This is a genomic window from Streptomyces sp. NPDC007971 (assembly GCF_042958635.1).
In the GTDB taxonomy this organism is placed as follows: Bacteria; Actinomycetota; Actinomycetes; order Streptomycetales; family Streptomycetaceae; genus Streptomyces.
This window is the reverse complement of sequence record NZ_JBIBJK010000018.1, coordinates 60,861-77,085: the sequence shown is the minus strand read 5'-3', so window position 1 is coordinate 77,085 and position 16,225 is coordinate 60,861. Positions and strand designations below refer to the sequence as shown.

General features: G+C 71.6%; 15 protein-coding genes. 8 read left to right on the top strand and 7 right to left on the bottom strand.

From position 1 onward, the window contains the following. The first annotated feature begins 311 nt into the window (after nt 1-311). From ACFZCP_RS32460 to ACFZCP_RS32435, 6 genes are all read left to right on the top strand, one after another. Complete coding sequence (locus ACFZCP_RS32460) at nt 312-2,612, top strand: SulP family inorganic anion transporter (RefSeq protein WP_391434212.1); 2,301 nt, start codon at nt 312-314, stop codon at nt 2,610-2,612. A gap of 115 nt (nt 2,613-2,727) precedes the next feature. Next, nucleotides 2,728-4,683 (top strand): acetate--CoA ligase, encoded by a 1,956-nt coding sequence (acs, locus tag ACFZCP_RS32455; RefSeq protein ID WP_391434208.1) that lies wholly within the window; start codon nt 2,728-2,730, stop codon nt 4,681-4,683. 388 nt (nt 4,684-5,071) lie between these two features. Next, nucleotides 5,072-6,529, top strand: a complete 1,458-nt coding sequence (gene nhaA / locus ACFZCP_RS32450; protein WP_391434205.1) for a Na+/H+ antiporter NhaA — start codon at nt 5,072-5,074, stop codon at nt 6,527-6,529. 86 nt (nt 6,530-6,615) lie between these two features. Continuing rightward, on the top strand, nt 6,616-7,104 hold the full coding sequence (locus ACFZCP_RS32445; RefSeq protein WP_362692878.1) for a phage holin family protein: 489 nt from the start codon (nt 6,616-6,618) through the stop codon (nt 7,102-7,104). Further along, a complete protein-coding gene (locus tag ACFZCP_RS32440; protein ID WP_391434201.1) occupies nt 7,101-8,036 on the top strand; it encodes an alpha/beta fold hydrolase in 936 nt (311 codons plus the stop codon). The genes ACFZCP_RS32445 and ACFZCP_RS32440 overlap by 4 nt, the downstream gene beginning before the upstream one ends. Nucleotides 8,037-8,273: 237 nt before the next feature. Next, nucleotides 8,274-8,453: a hypothetical protein gene (locus ACFZCP_RS32435; RefSeq protein ID WP_391434197.1), complete on the top strand. Its 180-nt coding sequence runs from the start codon at nt 8,274-8,276 to the stop codon at nt 8,451-8,453. A gap of 16 nt (nt 8,454-8,469) precedes the next feature. Here ACFZCP_RS32435 and ACFZCP_RS32430 read toward each other — a convergent pair whose 3' ends face one another. From ACFZCP_RS32430 to nth, 3 genes are all read right to left on the bottom strand, one after another. Further along, a complete protein-coding gene (locus tag ACFZCP_RS32430) occupies nt 8,470-9,669 on the bottom strand; it encodes a MarP family serine protease (protein ID WP_391434193.1) in 1,200 nt (399 codons plus the stop codon). Nucleotides 9,670-9,810: 141 nt separating this feature from the next. Beyond that, entirely contained in the window at nt 9,811-10,506 is a 696-nt protein-coding gene (locus ACFZCP_RS32425; RefSeq protein ID WP_362692888.1) for a CoA pyrophosphatase, read from the bottom strand. Nucleotides 10,507-10,558: 52 nt separating this feature from the next. Continuing rightward, complete coding sequence (gene nth, locus ACFZCP_RS32420) at nt 10,559-11,593, bottom strand: endonuclease III (protein ID WP_391434188.1); 1,035 nt, start codon at nt 11,591-11,593, stop codon at nt 10,559-10,561. A 276-nt stretch (nt 11,594-11,869) separates the two neighbouring features. Here nth and ACFZCP_RS32415 point away from each other — a divergent pair, with 276 nt between their 5' ends. Next, nucleotides 11,870-12,544: a Crp/Fnr family transcriptional regulator gene (locus ACFZCP_RS32415; RefSeq protein ID WP_018547939.1), complete on the top strand. Its 675-nt coding sequence runs from the start codon at nt 11,870-11,872 to the stop codon at nt 12,542-12,544. A 236-nt stretch (nt 12,545-12,780) separates the two neighbouring features. Next, complete coding sequence (locus ACFZCP_RS32410; protein WP_391434183.1) at nt 12,781-13,602, top strand: nucleotidyltransferase domain-containing protein; 822 nt, start codon at nt 12,781-12,783, stop codon at nt 13,600-13,602. Nucleotides 13,603-13,714: 112 nt separating this feature from the next. Here the strand turns inward: ACFZCP_RS32410 and ACFZCP_RS32405 are convergent, their stop codons facing one another. The 4 genes from ACFZCP_RS32405 to ACFZCP_RS32390 form a co-directional block, all read right to left on the bottom strand. Further along, nucleotides 13,715-14,545 carry an MBL fold metallo-hydrolase gene (locus tag ACFZCP_RS32405; protein WP_362692894.1) on the bottom strand — a complete coding sequence of 277 codons (831 nt, stop codon included), beginning with the start codon at nt 14,543-14,545 and terminating at the stop codon, nt 13,715-13,717. Next, nucleotides 14,542-15,423, bottom strand: a complete 882-nt coding sequence (locus ACFZCP_RS32400) for an NUDIX hydrolase (protein WP_391434178.1) — start codon at nt 15,421-15,423, stop codon at nt 14,542-14,544. Before ACFZCP_RS32400 ends, ACFZCP_RS32405 begins: the two co-directional genes overlap by 4 nt. A 79-nt stretch (nt 15,424-15,502) precedes the next feature. Beyond that, nucleotides 15,503-15,967 carry an Atu1372/SO_1960 family protein gene (locus tag ACFZCP_RS32395; RefSeq protein ID WP_391434175.1) on the bottom strand — a complete coding sequence of 155 codons (465 nt, stop codon included), beginning with the start codon at nt 15,965-15,967 and terminating at the stop codon, nt 15,503-15,505. Further along, on the bottom strand, nt 15,964-16,122 hold the full coding sequence (locus ACFZCP_RS32390; protein WP_009189813.1) for a DUF4177 domain-containing protein: 159 nt from the start codon (nt 16,120-16,122) through the stop codon (nt 15,964-15,966). The genes ACFZCP_RS32395 and ACFZCP_RS32390 overlap by 4 nt, the downstream gene beginning before the upstream one ends. Nucleotides 16,123-16,225 lie beyond the last annotated feature (103 nt).

Below are 16,225 nucleotides of genomic sequence, written 5' to 3'. Positions count from 1 at the left end.
CACGAGAACGCTGGCGAGGGGCGTTTTCTGTTGATCTGCCGGGTTGTGCCGACAGCGCCGCCAAGGTCGCACGGGTCCAAGAAGGAATTAATACGACAAGCCGATAAAATGACTGGTTCGCCAATAGGAGTGAATGAATACTCCATTTGCCTCGAAAAGTTATAAATACCCTTTACCTTGCATTACGGTTCATTTACCAAGCATTGATCTCATCCTGCCGCTGCCCGCCGTGACCCCCATGCCGCGACCGAGCCCCCCGCACCGACGGGGACCACCCGGTCCGCGACGCGCCGCCCGGAGGAGACGGGACCATGTCTTCCTGCTCACCCCCTCGCACCCAGCACCCCCACGCGCCGCACAGCACCCCGCCGGCCGCGCCCCGCCGCTTGCGCATCGAGGGCGCCGATCTGTCCGCGTCCCTCGCCGTCTTCCTGATCGCCCTGCCCCTGTCCCTCGGCATCGCCCTCGCCACCGGCGCCCCGCTCCAGGCAGGGCTCGTCGCCGCCGCCGTCGGCGGACTCGTCGCCGGACGGCTCGGCGGCAGCCCGCTGCAGGTCAGCGGCCCCGCCGCCGGACTCACGGTGGTCACCGCCGACCTGATCCACCGCTACGGCTGGCGGGTCACCTGCGGCATCACCGTCCTCGCCGGGCTCGCCCAACTGGGCCTCGGCTGCCTGCGCGTGGCCAGCGCTGCGCTCGCCGTGAGCCCCGCCGTGGTGCACGGCATGCTCGCCGGTATCGGCGTCACCATCGCCGTCGCCCAGCTGCACATCGTCCTCGGCGGCAGCCCGGACAGCTCCGTCCTCGCCAACCTGATCGCCCTGCCCGCCCAGTTGGCGCACCTGCATCCGGCCGCCGTGTCGATGAGCGCGCTGACCCTGACCCTGCTGCTCGCCTGGCCGCGCGCCCCCGGCCGTGCCGGGCGCCTCACACGCAGCATCCCGGCCGCCCTGGTCGCGGTCGCCGGAGCCACCGCCACCGCCGCGCTGACCGGGCTGGAGCTGCCCCGGGTCGACCTGCCGTCCTGGCGCAGCCATGCCCTGGCCTCGCTGCCCGAGGGGCCGGTGCTCGGCATCGCCGCCGCCGTCCTCACCACCACCCTGGTGTGCAGCGTGCAGTCGCTGCTCGGCGCGGTCGCCGTGGACAAGCTGGCCGCCGCCCGGCCCGGGACCCCGGCCGGGCGCTCGGACCTGGACCGCGAACTGCTCGGCCAGGGTGCGGCCAACATCGTCTCCGGCGCGCTCGGCGGACTGCCGGTCGCGGGAGTGGCCGTGCGGAGTTCGGCAAATGTGCGTTCCGGTGCCGTGAGCCGGAACTCCACGATGCTGCACGGCGTTCTCGTAGTAGTCGCCGCGCTGCTGATGGTCCCGCTCCTGGAGCAGATCCCGCTCGCCTCGCTCGCCGCCCTGGTGATGGCCGTCGGTATCCAGATGGTGTCCCTGCACCACATCCGCACGGTGACCCGCCACCGTGAAGTGCTGGCGTACGCCGCCACCGCACTCGGCGTGGTGTTCCTCGGCGTCCTGGAGGGCGTGGCCCTCGGGGTCGCCGTGGCGGTCGCCCTCGCCCTGCGCCGCCTCGCCCGCACCCGTATCACGCATGAGCAGAAGGAAGGAGTCCATCACGTACATGTACGAGGCCAGTTGACGTTCCTCGCGGTGCCCCGGCTCAGCAGAGCCCTGCATCTCGTACCCCAAGGCGCCCACGCCGTCGTGGAGTTGGACGGTTCGTTCATGGACCACGCGGCGTATGAGTCACTGCAGGACTGGCGGAGCACCCACACCGCGCGCGGCGGTTCCACCGAGCTGTCGGGCCGGCGCAGCGGAGTCCGGACCACCGATCCCGCCCCGCGGGCCGCATGCCACTGCCGGCCGTGGACACCCTGGCGCAACCACCGGGCCTGTTTCCCCGAGGCTCCCTTCGCGCCGGTCCCCCATGAACTCGCCCGTGGCATCGGCTCGTTCCAGCGCAACACCGCCCCGCTGGTGCGGGAGGAGCTGGCGCGGCTGGCGCGGGAGGGGCAGCAGCCCGCGCAGCTGTTCCTCACCTGCGCCGACTCCCGGCTCGTCACGTCGATGATCACCTCCAGTGGTCCCGGCGACCTGTTCGTCGTCCGCAACATCGGCAACCTGGTGCCGCCGCCGGGCGAGGAGTACGGCGACGACTCGGTGGCGGCCGCCGTCGAGTACGCGGTGGAGGTGCTCGGGGTGCGGTCCGTCACGGTGTGCGGGCATTCCGGGTGCGGGGCGATGCAGGCACTGCTGACCGCCGGGCCCGGGGACGTGGCGACGCCGCTGAGGCGGTGGCTCGGACACGGCCTGCCGAGCCTGGAACGGCTCGCCGACGACCGGCGCACCCGGCCCCGGCTGGCCGGGCGGGCGCCCTGCGACGAGATGGAGGAGCTGTGCCTGACCAATGTGGTCCAGCAGCTGGAGCATCTGCGGGCGCACCCCCCGGTCGCGCGGGCGCTGGCGACCGGGGCGCTGGAGCTGCACGGGATGTACTTCCACGTGGGCGAGGCGCAGGCCTATCTGCTCGACCGAACCGGGAAGGTGTTCGAGGACGTGAGAGATGACGGGAGCGCGGCGGAGGAGCTGCGCAGTCCGGTGTGAGCGGTCACGACAGACAGGTCTAAACCAATTTCGCGGATGGCTCTTGTCATCGGCCCCCCGTGTCTGATGAGCTGTGGCCCAGGACACAACGGACACCCCGGGAAAGGGAGATGTCGTGAGCAACGAAAGCCTGGCCAACCTCTTGAAGGAGGAGCGACGCTTCGCGCCGCCGGCCGACCTGGCCGCGAACGCCAATGTCACGGCCGAGGCGTACGAGCAGGCCAAGGCTGACAGGCTCGGCTTCTGGGCCGAGCAGGCCCGTCGGCTGACCTGGGCCAAGGAACCGTCCGAGACGCTGGACTGGTCGAACCCGCCGTTCGCGAAGTGGTTCAAGGACGGCGAGCTGAACGTCGCCTACAACTGCGTCGACCGGCACGTCGAGGCGGGCTTCGGAGACCGGGTCGCCATCCACTTCGAGGGCGAGCCCGGCGACAGCCGGTCGATCACCTACGCGGAGCTCAAGGACGAGGTCTCCAGGGCCGCCAACGCCCTGCTGGAGCTGGGTGTCCGCAAGGGCGACCGGGTCGCCATCTACATGCCGATGATCCCGGAGACGGCGATCGCGATGCTGGCCTGTGCCCGTATCGGCGCCGCCCACTCGGTGGTCTTCGGCGGCTTCTCGGCGGACGCTCTCGCCACCCGGATCCAGGACGCGGACGCCAAGGTCGTCATCACCTCCGACGGCGGCTTCCGCCGCGGCAAGCCGTCCGCGCTCAAGCCGGCCGTGGACGACGCGATCGCGCGCGTGGACAACGTCGAGCACGTGCTGGTGGTGCGCCGCACCGGGCAGGACGTGGCCTGGAACGCCGAGCGCGACGTGTGGTGGCACGAGCTGGTGGAGCGCCAGTCCGCCGAGCACACCCCGGAGGCGTTCGAGGCCGAGCACCCGCTGTTCATCCTCTACACCTCCGGCACGACGGGGAAGCCGAAGGGCATCCTGCACACCTCCGGCGGCTACCTCACGCAGGCGTCGTACACGCACTGGGCGGTGTTCGACCTCAAGCCGGAGACGGACGTCTACTGGTGCACGGCGGACGTCGGCTGGGTCACCGGTCACTCCTACATCGTGTACGGCCCGCTGGCCAACGGTGCGACGCAGGTGATGTACGAGGGGACGCCGGACACCCCGCACCAGGGCCGCTTCTGGGAGATCGTGGAGAAGTACCGGGTCACGATCCTCTACACGGCGCCGACCGCGATCCGGACGTTCATGAAGTGGGGCGACGACATCCCCGCGCAGTTCGACCTGTCCTCCCTGCGGGTCCTCGGCTCCGTGGGCGAGCCGATCAACCCCGAGGCGTGGGTCTGGTACCGCAAGCACATCGGCGCCGACAGGACGCCGGTCGTGGACACCTGGTGGCAGACCGAGACCGGCGCGATGATGATCTCGCCGCTGCCCGGTGCGACCGAGGCCAAGCCCGGTTCGGCGCAGCGCCCGCTGCCCGGCATCAGCGCGACGGTCGTCGACGACGACGCGAACGAGGTGCCCAACGGCGGCGGCGGTTACCTGGTGCTCACCGAGCCGTGGCCGTCGATGCTGCGCACCATCTGGGGCGACGACCAGCGGTTCCTCGACACCTACTGGTCGCGCTTCGAGGGCAAGTACTTCGCCGGTGACGGCGCGAAGAAGGACGAGGACGGGGACATCTGGCTGCTGGGCCGGGTGGACGACGTGATGCTCGTGTCCGGGCACAACATCTCGACCACCGAGGTGGAGTCGGCGCTCGTCTCGCACCCGGCGGTCGCCGAGGCGGCCGTCGTCGGTGCCGCGGACGAGACCACCGGCCAGGCCATCGTCGCCTTCGTGATCCTGCGCGGCACGGCGTCGGAGGACGACAAGCTCGTCGGCGAGCTGCGCGACCACGTGGGCGCCACACTCGGCCCGATCGCCAAGCCCAAGCGGATCCTGCCGGTGGCGGAGCTGCCGAAGACCCGCTCGGGCAAGATCATGCGCCGGCTCCTGCGGGACGTGGCGGAGAACCGTCAGCTCGGAGACGTCACCACCCTGACGGACTCCACGGTCATGGACCTCATCCAGGCCAAGCTCCCGGCGGCGCCGAGCGAGGACTAGAGCGAGGACTGGACGGCAGTCCCCTGAGGGGCGCCCGGCGTGCACACACGCCCGGGCGCCCCTTCTGCGTGCAGCGCATATCTGCGTGCAGCCCGAATCTGCGTGCGGCGCGAATCCCGGCCGGACGAACGCAAGGAGCGCCCACCTCGTCCGCACAGCGGGCCCCCTCTGTCCGCACCGAGAACCCCGGCCCGCACGCACCGCGAACCCCCGCCCGCACGCACCGCGAATCTTCGCCCCACACGCAGGGTGAAGCTCACCGGATGCATCTCGCGTCAACATTAGGTAAACTAAGCAAAGCCCTCAATGCGAAAAGATCCTCATGGTGTGCCGGGAAGTCTGGTCGGCAAGTGCTCCGTCCTGCCCACCCGATCCGGAGGTCCCCGCCGTGGCCGCGCCCCGAAAGACCGCGCCCCGTAGCCCGAACACCGCCCGCAAGCTCCTCGGACGCCTGTCCCTGCCCGAGCGGACGTTCGTCGCGGATGCGCTGCGCACCGAGACCGTCGGCGGTGTCCTGCTCCTCCTCGCGGCGGTCGCGGCACTGGTCTGGGCGAACATCCCCGCGCTGCGCCACAGCTACGAGTCGGTCAGCGACTTCCACTTCGGCCCCGGCGTCATCGGCTTGGACCTCTCCGTGGCCCACTGGGCCGCCGACGGTCTCCTGGCGGTGTTCTTCTTCGTCGCCGGCATCGAACTCAAGCGCGAGCTGGTCGCCGGGGACCTGCGCGACCGCAGGGCGGCCGCGCTGCCCGTGGTGTCCGCGCTGTGCGGCATGGCCGTACCGGCGCTCGTGTACACGCTCACCAGCCTCACCGGCCACGGCTCCCTACAGGGCTGGGCGGTGCCCACCGCCACCGACATCGCCTTCGCGCTCGCCGTCCTCGCGGTCATCGGCACCTCGCTGCCCAGTGCCCTGAGGGCCTTCCTGCTGACCCTCGCGGTCGTCGACGACCTCTTCGCGATCCTGATCATCGCGGTCTTCTTCACCGACCGGATCGACTTCTCCGCGCTCGGCGGGGCCGTCGCCGCACTGGCGGTCTTCTGGCTGCTCCTGCGCAAGGGCGTACGCGGCTGGTACGTGTACGTGCCGCTGGCGGTCGTGATCTGGGCGCTGATGTACAACAGCGGCGTGCACGCCACCGTCGCCGGCGTCGCGATGGGCCTGATGCTGCGCTGCACCACCCGCGAGGGCGAGCAGCACTCGCCGGGCGAGCACGTCGAGCACCTGGTACGGCCGCTCTCGGCGGGTCTCGCGGTACCGCTGTTCGCGCTGTTCAGCGCCGGTGTCTCGATCACCGGCGGGGCGCTCGGGGACGTGTTCGCCAAGCCGGAGACCCTCGGGGTGGTGCTCGGGCTGGTCGTCGGCAAGACGGCCGGCATCTTCGGCGGCACCTGGCTGACCGCCCGGTTCACCCATGCCGAGCTGAGCGAGGATCTGGAATGGGCCGACATCTTCGCGGTGGCCTCCCTCGCCGGGATCGGCTTCACCGTGTCGCTGCTCATGGGCGAGCTGGCCTTCGCGGGCGACACGGTCCTGACCGACGAGGTGAAGGCGGCCGTCCTCGTCGGATCGCTGATCGCGGCCCTGTGTGCGACGGTGCTGCTGAAGATGCGCAACGCCAGGTACCGCAGGCTGTGGGAGAACGAGGAGCGCGACGAGGACCGGGACGGCATTCCTGACATCTACGAGCAGGACGACCCCGGCTACCACCTGCGGATGGCGAAGATCTACGAGAACAAGGCCGCGGAGCACCGGCGCATCGCCGCCGAGAAGGCCGGCGCGGCGCGCCACGGGCTTCAGGAAGTGGCGGGCGGGGCAAGCGAGGAGGACGGTCGTCCGGCATGATCTGACGAGACGGTACAAACCAAGACGGTCTTCAAGACGGCAGACGGTCTTCAAAACGGCAGAAGAGACTTCAGAGGGAGAACGCGATGAGCGCACCCGACGGCAGCCCGGTCGGTGCCGAACGCAGCATCGGCCAGCTGTTCGCCTCGGCGACGACCGAAATGTCGGCGCTGGTGCACGACGAGATCGCGCTGGCCAAGGCCCAGCTCAGGCAGGACGTGAAGCGCGGCGCGACGAGCGGCGGCGCGTTCGCGGCGGCCGGCATGGTGCTGTTGTTCTCCCTTCCGATGCTCAACTTCGCGCTGGCGTACGGCATTCGGACCTGGAGCGGCTGGAACCTCGCCATCTGCTTCGTGCTGTCCTTCGCGGCGAACGTCCTCGTCGCCGGTCTCCTCGCGCTCATCGGCACGGTGTTCGCGAAGAAGGTCAAGAAGAGCCAGAGCCCGCAGATGGTCGCCGCGTCGATGAAGGAGACGGCGGGCGTCCTGCAGAGCGCCAAGCCGCATCCGCGCCCGGAGCTGCCGCAGGACCGCGCTCCTCAGGCCATCGAAGCTGTGGCACGCTCGTCGTCATGACGGAGCCCGCCGCCGCATCGGCCGTACGGATCGAACTTCCCCACGGGGAGAAGGTGACGCACCGGGACGTCGCCGCCAACGGCGCGCGTTTCCACGTCGCAGAACTCGGCGACGGCCCCCTGGTGCTGCTGCTGCACGGCTTCCCGCAGTTCTGGTGGACCTGGCGGCACCAACTGGTCGCGCTCGCCGACGCGGGCTACCGGGCCGTGGCGATGGACCTGCGCGGTGTCGGCGGCAGCGACCGCACCCCGCGCGGGTACGACCCCGCCAACCTCGCCCTGGACGTCACCGGCGTGATCCGCTCGCTCGGCGAGCCGGACGCCGCGCTGGTCGGCCACGACCTGGGCGGCTATCTGGCGTGGACGGCGGCGGCGATGCGGCCCAAGCTCGTACGGCGGCTCGCGGTCGTCTCGATGCCGCACCCCCGGCGCTGGCGCGCGGCGATGCTGCGCGACGCCCGGCAGACGGCCGCCAGTTCCTACATCTGGGGGTTCCAGCGGCCGTGGATCCCTGAGCGTCAGCTGACCGCCGACGACGGCGCGCTGGTGGGCCGGCTGATCCGGGAGTGGTCCGGGCCGCGGCTGCCCGAGGACGCGGACGTGGAGACGTACCAGCGGGCCATGTGCATCCCGTCCACGGCGCATTGCTCGGTCGAGCCGTACCGCTGGCTGGTGCGCTCGCTGGCCCGCCCGGACGGCATCCAGTTCAACCGCAGGATGAAGCGGCCCGTGCGGGTTCCCACGCTGCATCTGCACGGCTCGCTGGATCCGGTGACCCGCACGCGCAGCGCGGCCGGCTCGGGCGAGTACGTCGAAGCCCCTTACCGCTGGCGGCTGTTCGACGGCCTCGGTCACTTCCCGCACGAGGAGGACCCCGCGGCCTTCTCGACCGAGCTGATCAACTGGCTGAAGGATCCCGAACCCGACCGCTGAGACGTCGCACGGCGCCCGCGCCGCGTCTGTGGCGCAACCGCCACCGCGACCGCAATGCCCCCGGGGCCCGGGAGGCTCCGGGAGGGCGCTGTGCGAGACCGGTCGGTGACCGGGTCGGTGCGTGGAGTATCCGCTTCCTGGACACTTGTTCCTCGAACGGCCACATGCCTGCCGCATAGGCCAATTGGGGGGCGCCCAGGCGGTTATCGACCTTGGGGCAGGGGCACACGTCGGGGTATGGGCTGGACGCACGACTACAGTGACGCACCGCGCAACCACCGTTCCGCCGCCGGGCCGGGCTCCCCGCAGCGGGGCACCCCGCAACTGGCGGGGACCGACCTGAGGGTGGGGATTCCGCGCATCCTGCGCCGCCGGGCCCGCTGGGTCTCGATGCGCCTGCGTCACCCGCGCGGCTGAACCCCCTCGCCGGGAATCACAGGGCGCAGCTGTCCGTGCCCACCTGCTCGTTCGCCGTACGCCCCCGGGCGATGTCCTGCTGGATCTCGTCCGCCGTGAGGGCGTAGCCGGTGTCGGCGTCGTCGAGTGACTTGGCGAACACCACGCCGTAGACCTTGCCCTGGGGCGTGAGCAGGGGGCCGCCGGAGTTGCCCTGACGGACGGTCGCGTACAGGGAGTAGACGTCGCGGCGGACCGTGCCGCGGTGGTAGATGTCCGGGCCGTTGGCCGTGATGCGCCCGCGCACGCGCGCGGCGCGGACGTCGTACGAGCCGTTCTCCGGGAAGCCCGCGACGATCGCGCCGTCACCGCCGGCCGCGTCCTGGGCGGAGAAGCGGAGGGCGGTCGCCCTCAGGTCCGGCACGTCGAGGACGGCGATGTCGCGCTTCCAGTCGTAGACGACGACCTTCGCGGCGTACTTGCGGCCCTCCCCGCCGATCTGCACGGTGGGCGCGTCGACGCCTCCGACGACATGGGCGTTGGTCATGACGCGCCGGTCGGCGAAGACGAAGCCGGTGCCCTCCAGGACCTTGCCGCAGCTCTGGGCGGTGCCGGTGACCTTGACGATGGACCGCTCGGCGCGGGTGGCGACCGTGCTGTGCGCCAGGGCCGGGTCGGGCGGCCGGACGTCGGCGATCGGCTCGTTGGCGAAGGGGCTGAAGACCTGCGGGAAGCCGTTCTGCGCGAGGACGCTGGAGAAGTCCGCGAACCAGGTGTTGGCCTGGGCGGGCAGCGCCCGGGAGACGCCGAGGAGCACCTTGGAGCCGCGGACCTCCTTGCCGAGGGTCGGCAGGGTCGTACCGGCGAGGGCGGAGCCGATGAGCCAGGCGACCAGCAGCATCGCGACGACGTTGACCAGGGCGCCGCCGGTGGCGTCCAGGGCGCGGGCCGGGGACCAGGTGATGTGGCGGCGCAGCTTGTTGCCGAGGTGGGTGGTCAGGGCCTGGCCGATGGAGGCGCAGACGATGACGACGACCACGGCGACGACAGCGGCGGTGGTGCCGACCTCCGCGTTGTCGGTCACGGCGTCCCAGATGACGGGCAGCGCGTACACGGCCACGAGACCGCCGCCGAGGAAACCGATCACCGACAGGATGCCGACGACGAAGCCCTGGCGGTAGCCCACGACCGCAAACCACACGGCTGCCGCCAGCAACAGGATGTCCAGCACATTCACCGCTTCAGGCCTCGCCTATCCGCTCCGGTCCCAGCACCACGGCCGGGGATCCGGGAGCCCGCACCGCAGCCGCCCCTGCCCCGGCACGCGGAAAGACACAGCTCACAGCACCCGGAAATACACAGCACGGACGACAGCCTGTCATGACCGCCAGTCGAGCGGGACCTGCTTCTCCCTGTCCCAGGGGCGCTCCCAGCCCGCGTAGTGCAGCAGGCGGTCGATCACTCCGGCCGTGAAGCCCCAGACCAGGGCCGATTCGACCAGAAATGCCGGACCTCGGTGTCCGCTGGGGTGCACGGCGGTGGCCCGGTTGACGGGGTCCGTGAGATCCGCCACGGGGACCGTGAAGACACGGGCGGTCTCGTTCGGATCGACGACGCCGACCGGGCTGGGCTCGCGCCACCAGCCGAGCACGGGCGTGACGACGAAGGCGCTGACCGGGATGTAGAGCGCGGGCAGCACGCCGAAGAGCTGGACGCCCGCCGGGTCGAGCCCGGTCTCCTCCTCGGCCTCGCGCAGGGCGGCTCTGAGCGGCCCCTCGGTCTTCGGGTCGCCGTCCTCCGGGTCCAGGGCGCCGCCCGGGAAGGACGGCTGGCCCGCGTGGGAGCGCAGGGAACCGGCGCGCTCCATGAGGAGCAGCTCGGGGCCGCGCTCTCCCTCGCCGAACAGGATCAGCACGGCCGACTGACGCCCCGAGCCGTTCTCCGGCGGCAGGAAGCGGCTGAGCTGGAGCGGCTCGACCGTCTCCGCAGCCCGCGCCACCGGGGCCAGCCAGCCCGGCAGACCCTCCTTGCGCAGCGCCACCGGACCGTCGTGCGTGTCGCGCGTGTACGTCATCGCCACCCCCGTCCCGCCGTGTCCAACGCCCGAAGGCCCCGAGATCGTTCCCTCATCCGGCCCCCAGCGGCGGCGCCGCCTTCCCGCCCGCGTCGAGGTAGGCCTGCGGGGGGTTCAGGCGCTGGCCCGGGAAGCCGCCCTTCTCGTACTTCAGGAGCTTGTGCGCCTTGTCCGGATCGGTCTCGCCCTCGCCGTAGGCCGGGCACAGCGGGGCGATGGGGCAGGCGCCGCAGGCGGGCTTGCGGGCGTGGCAGATGCGGCGGCCGTGCCAGATCACGTGGTGGGACAGATCGGTCCAGTCGCTCTTGGGGAACAGCGCGCCGACGGCCGCCTCGATCTTGTCGGGGTCGGTCTCGGTGGTCCACTGCCAGCGCCGGACCAGCCGCTGGAAGTGGGTGTCCACGGTGATCCCGGGACGCCCGAAGGCGTTGCCGAGCACGACGAACGCGGTCTTGCGCCCCACGCCGGGCAGCTTGACGAGGTCCTCCAGCCGGCCGGGCACCTCGCCGCCGAAGTCCTCGCAGAGGGCCTTGGAGAGCCCTGTCACCGACCTCGTCTTGGCCCGGAAGAAGCCGCAGGGACGCAGGATCTCCTCGACCTCCTCCGGGTTGGCGGCGGCGAGGTCCTCGGGGGTGGGGTACTTGGCGAAGAGCGCCGGGGTCGTCTGGTTGACGCGCAGGTCCGTGGTCTGGGCCGACAGCACCGTGGCGACCAGCAGCTGGAAGGGGTTCTCGAAGTCCAGCTCGGGGTGGGCGTACGGGTAGGCCTCGGCGAGCTCACGGTCGATACGGCGGGCACGGCGGACGAGAGCGGTGCGGGACTCGTGCGTCGGCGGCTTCACGGCGGCCTTCCCGCCGGGCGCGGCCTTCTTGGAAACAGCCTTCTTGGCAGCGGCCTTCTTGGCGAGTCCCGCAGCCTTCGCGGGCGCCGTCTTCGCGGCAGGCGCCTTCTTCGCGGCGGCCTTCTTGGACGGAACGGCCTTCTCGGCGGACAGAGCCGTCCCGGCAGGCGTAACATTCTTTACAGATGCGACCCTTTTAGCCGTTTTGCCTGTTTTATTACCACCGCCGGGGCCTTGTTCGCCCACAGCGGAATTGCGACGTACAGCCACCCGCCCAGCCCCCTTGGCCTGTGCTCTCACCGGCGTTTTGGACACCCGGCCAGCCTAAAGCCCGGCACCGACATCCGCCCCGGACCCGGAAGATCAGCCCCCGATTGGACCCCTGCCGCTTACCTCGCGAGACCTGTGCGGCATCCTTGTGACAGATCACACTGTTTGGACTGTCCGGCAAGATGGGGAACACGGTCCCCTGGTACCAAGGGGGAGCAAGATCCCCTGAGCAGGTCTACAAGGAGAGAACTCGTGGACGACGTTCTGCGGCGCAATCCGCTCTTCGCGGCTCTCGACGACGAGCAGTCCGCGGAACTGCGCGCCTCCATGAGTGAGGTGACCCTCGCACGTGGCGACTCCCTGTTCCACGAGGGCGACCCGGGCGACCGGCTCTACGTCGTCACCGAGGGCAAGGTCAAGCTCCACCGCACCTCACCCGACGGCCGCGAGAACATGCTGGCCGTCGTCGGCCCCGGCGAGCTGATCGGCGAGCTGTCGCTGTTCGACCCGGGTCCGCGGACGGCGACCGCCACCGCGCTAACCGAGGTCAAGCTGCTCGGCCTCGGCCACGGTGACCTCCAGCCCTGGCTGAACGCCCGACCCGAGGTGGCCACCGCGCTGCTGCGTGCGGTCGCCCGCCGACTGCGCAAGACCAACGACGCCATGTCCGACCTCGTCTTCTCCGACGTGCCGGGCCGGGTCGCGCGTGCCCTGCTGGACCTCTCGCGCCGGTTCGGCGTGCAGTCCGAAGAGGGCATCCACGTCGTGCACGACCTCACGCAAGAGGAGCTGGCCCAGCTGGTCGGCGCCTCGCGCGAGACCGTGAACAAGGCGCTGGCCGACTTCGCCCAGCGCGGATGGCTCCGCCTGGAGGCGCGTGCCGTGATCCTGCTGGACGTCGAGAGGCTCGCGAAGCGTTCGCGCTGAGGCTCCTTCACGTCGAGGTCCCCGGAGGGTGTCGCCCGCCGGGGACCTTTCGCGCCGAGGTCCCCCCGGGAGTCTTGCCGCCCCGGACCCCACCGCCCTGCCTGAACGGGTCCCGCCGACGGAACCGGCCTCCGGACTCCGGACCGTCACGACTTTCGTCGGCCCGCTTCGGAAAGTCGTCGCAGGCCCGCCGCAAATCACCTGTCCCGGCGCCGGGGACCGGGCACAGTAGCCCCATGGCCGGAACCGTTCCCCGCAGAGGTCTCGACGCCCAGGGCTGCATCGAGCGCGAAGGCTCCCTCGCGCGCGTGCCGCACGCGTTCCGTCCGGTCGTGGCCGCCGCCCGCGACGGGCTGCTGGACGTCTTCGGCGCGCGGCTGCACAGTGCGTACCTCTACGGGTCGATTCCGCGCGGCACCGCGCGCGTGGGGCGCAGCGACCTGGATCTGCTGGTCGCCCTGCGCGAGGAGCCGGCCGACGCCGACCGGGAGGCCGTGCGTGCCCTCGGCGAGGCGCTCGACAAGGAGTTCTTGCAGATCGACGGCGTGGGCACGCTGGTGTACGGCCGGGCGCGGCTGCTGAGCGACCTGGAGACGTACGACCTGGGCTGGTTCGTGGCCTGCGTGTGCACCCCGCTGCTCGGTGACGACCTCGCCGAGTACCTGCCCCGTTACCGTCCCTCCTCCCTGCTCGCCCGCGAGACCAACGGGGACCTCGCGCTCCTCCTCCCCCGCTGGCGGGAGCGGATCGCCTCCGCCGGGGACACGGAGGATGCCCTGCGCCCCTTGGTGCGCTTCATGTCCCGGCACCTGGTGCGCACGGGTTTCACCCTCGTCATGCCCCGCTGGAACGGCTGGACCAGCGACCTCCTGGAGATGGCCGAGGCGTTCGGCACGTACTACCCGCAGCGGGCCGCCCAGCTGCGCGGGGCGGCGGAGTACGGCTGCGAGGCCGTCGGCGATCCGGACGTCCTGCGGTCCTACGTGGACGATCTGGGGCCCTGGCTCGCCGAGGAATACGCGCGCGTGCACGGCGTCAAGGCGCCCCGCCCGGACTGAGGCCACCGCCCGCGCCGAGGGCTCCGCGGCCCGGACCGAGGGCTCCCCGCCGGGTGGTGGCGGCCTTCCCGGATCCCGCCCGGGCCGAGGGCTCCCGGCCCCCGGTCGGGCCCTAGATCAGGCCGTGCTCGCGCAGGTAGTCCAGCTGGGCCCGCACCGACAGCTCGGCGGCCGGCCACAGGGAACGGTCCACGTCGGCGTACACGTGGGAGACGACCTCGGCGGGGCTGCGGTGGCCGTCCTCGACGGCCGTCTCGACCTGGGCGAGGCGGTGGGCCCGGTGGGCGAGGTAGAACTCGACGGCGCCCTGGGCGTCCTCCAGGACCGGTCCGTGGCCCGGCAGGACCGTGTGCACGCCGTCGTCGACCGCCAGCGACCTCAGGCGGCGCAGGGAGTCCAGATAGTCCCCCAGGCGGCCGTCGGGGTGCGCCACGACCGTCGTACCGCGCCCGAGGATGGTGTCGCCGGTCAGCACGGCCTGGTCGGCCGGGAGATGGAAGCACAGCGAGTCCGCGGTGTGCCCGGGGGTCGGTACGACCCTCAGCTCCAGGCCGCCGAGGGTGATCACGTCCCCGGCGGCCAGTCCCTCGTCGCCGAGCCGCAGGGCCGGGTCGAGGGCCCGCACGCGCGTGCCGGTCAGCTCGGCGAAGCGGGCGGCGCCCTCGGCGTGGTCGGGGTGGCCGTGGGTGAGCAGCGTGAGGGCGACGCGCTTGCCGGCCCTCTCGGCCGTGTCGACGACCGTGCGCAGATGGCCGCCGTCCAGGGGGCCCGGGTCGATCACCACGGCCAGGTCGGAGTCGGGCTCGGCGACGATCCAGGTGTTGGTGCCGTCGAGGGTCATCGCGGAGGCGTTGGGGGCCAGCACGTTGACGGCCCGTTCGGTCGCGGGGCCCGAGAGGACCGCGCCACGGGGCTGGCCGGGCAGGGCTGCTGCGTCGGTCATGCGGGGCCTCCACCGGTGCTCGGAGCGGTCGGGACGTGCTTGGTGAACTCGTCGTGCCCGGGCCAGGTCAGCACGATCTCGCCGTTCTCCAGGCGGGCGCGCGCCAGCACCGGGGTCATGTCCCGCGTGGGCGCCGCGGCGAGCGCGTCGGCCGCGGTGGCGCACGGGAGCAGCTGGCGGAGGGTGGCGATGGTGGGCGGCATCATCAGCAGCTCGCCCCGGTCGTACCCGGCGGCGGCCTCCTCGGGGCGGATCCACACCGTGCGGTCGGCCTCCGTGGAGGCGTTGCGGGTGCGCTGGCCCTCGGGGAGGGCGGCCACGAAGAACCAGGTGTCGTAGCGGCGGGACTCGAACTCGGGGGTGATCCAGCGGGTCCAGGCGCCCAGCAGGTCGGAGCGCAGCACCAGGCCGCGGCGGTCCAGGAACTCGGCGAAGGACACCTCGCGCGCGACCAGGGCCGCACGGTCCGCCTCCCAGTCGTCCCCGGTGGTGTCGCCGACCACCGAGTCGGGGTCGGGCCCGGCGAGCAGGACGCCCGCCTCCTCGTACGTCTCCCGCACGGCCGCGCAGACGATCGCCTGGGCGCCGGTCTCGTCGACGCCCAGCCGCTGTGCCCACCACGCGCGCGTGGGGCCCGCCCAGCGGACCTGACGGTCGTCGTCGCGCGGGTCGACACCGCCCCCGGGATACGCGTACGCGCCTCCGGCGAAGGCCATGGAGGCGCGTCTGCGCAGCATGTGGACGACGGGGCCGTCCGGGGCGTCCTTGAGGAGCAGCACCGTGGCCGCGCGTTTGGGGGTCACCGGTGTGAGGGTGCCGGCCGCGTGCGCGCGGATGCGGTCAGGCCATTCCTCTGGGTACCACTGACCGTTCGCCATGGCCGGAGGCTATCCCGTATAGGGCGAATGTTCGAGAGGTACCCGAGGTCAGAGGGGCTGCGGAAGGGGGCGGGCCGGGCTACGGAACCAGCTCGACCTGGATCTCGACCTCCACCGGCGCGTCCAGCGGCAGAACCGCGACACCCACCGCACTGCGGGCGTGCACGCCCTTGTCGCCGAGGACCTCGCCGAGCAGTTCGCTGGCGCCGTTGACGACACCGGGCTGCCCGGTGAAGTCGGAGGCCGAGGCGACGAAACCGACGACCTTCACCACGCGCGCGATGCGGTCGAGGTCGCCGGTCACGGACTTCACGGCGGCCAGCGCGTTCAGCGCGCAGGTGCGGGCCAGGCCCTTGGCCTCCTCCGGCGTGACCTCGGCGCCCACCTTGCCGGTGACCGGCAGCTTGCCCTCGACCATCGGCAGCTGGCCGGCGGTGTACACGTACATGCCGGACTGCACGGCCGGCTGGTACGCGGCCAGCGGCGGTACGACCTCCGGCAGGGTCAGGCCCAGTTCGGCCAGCTTGGCCTCGATCGCGCTCATGCCTGCTTCTCCCGCTTCAGGTAGGCGACGAGCTGTTCGGGGTTGGGCCCGGGCACGACCTGGACGAGCTCCCAGCCGTCCTCGCCCCAGGTGTCCAGAATCTGCTTCGTGGCATGGACGAGCAGCGGCACGGTTGCGTATTCCCACTTGGTCATGGGGCGACTGTAGCCGCTGTGACCCGGGGGACCGGCGGACGGCCGGGGCGCCGTTGTCCACAGCCTCCCGCGTGGCCGTCGGCCGGACTGGTTAGGCTCGAGG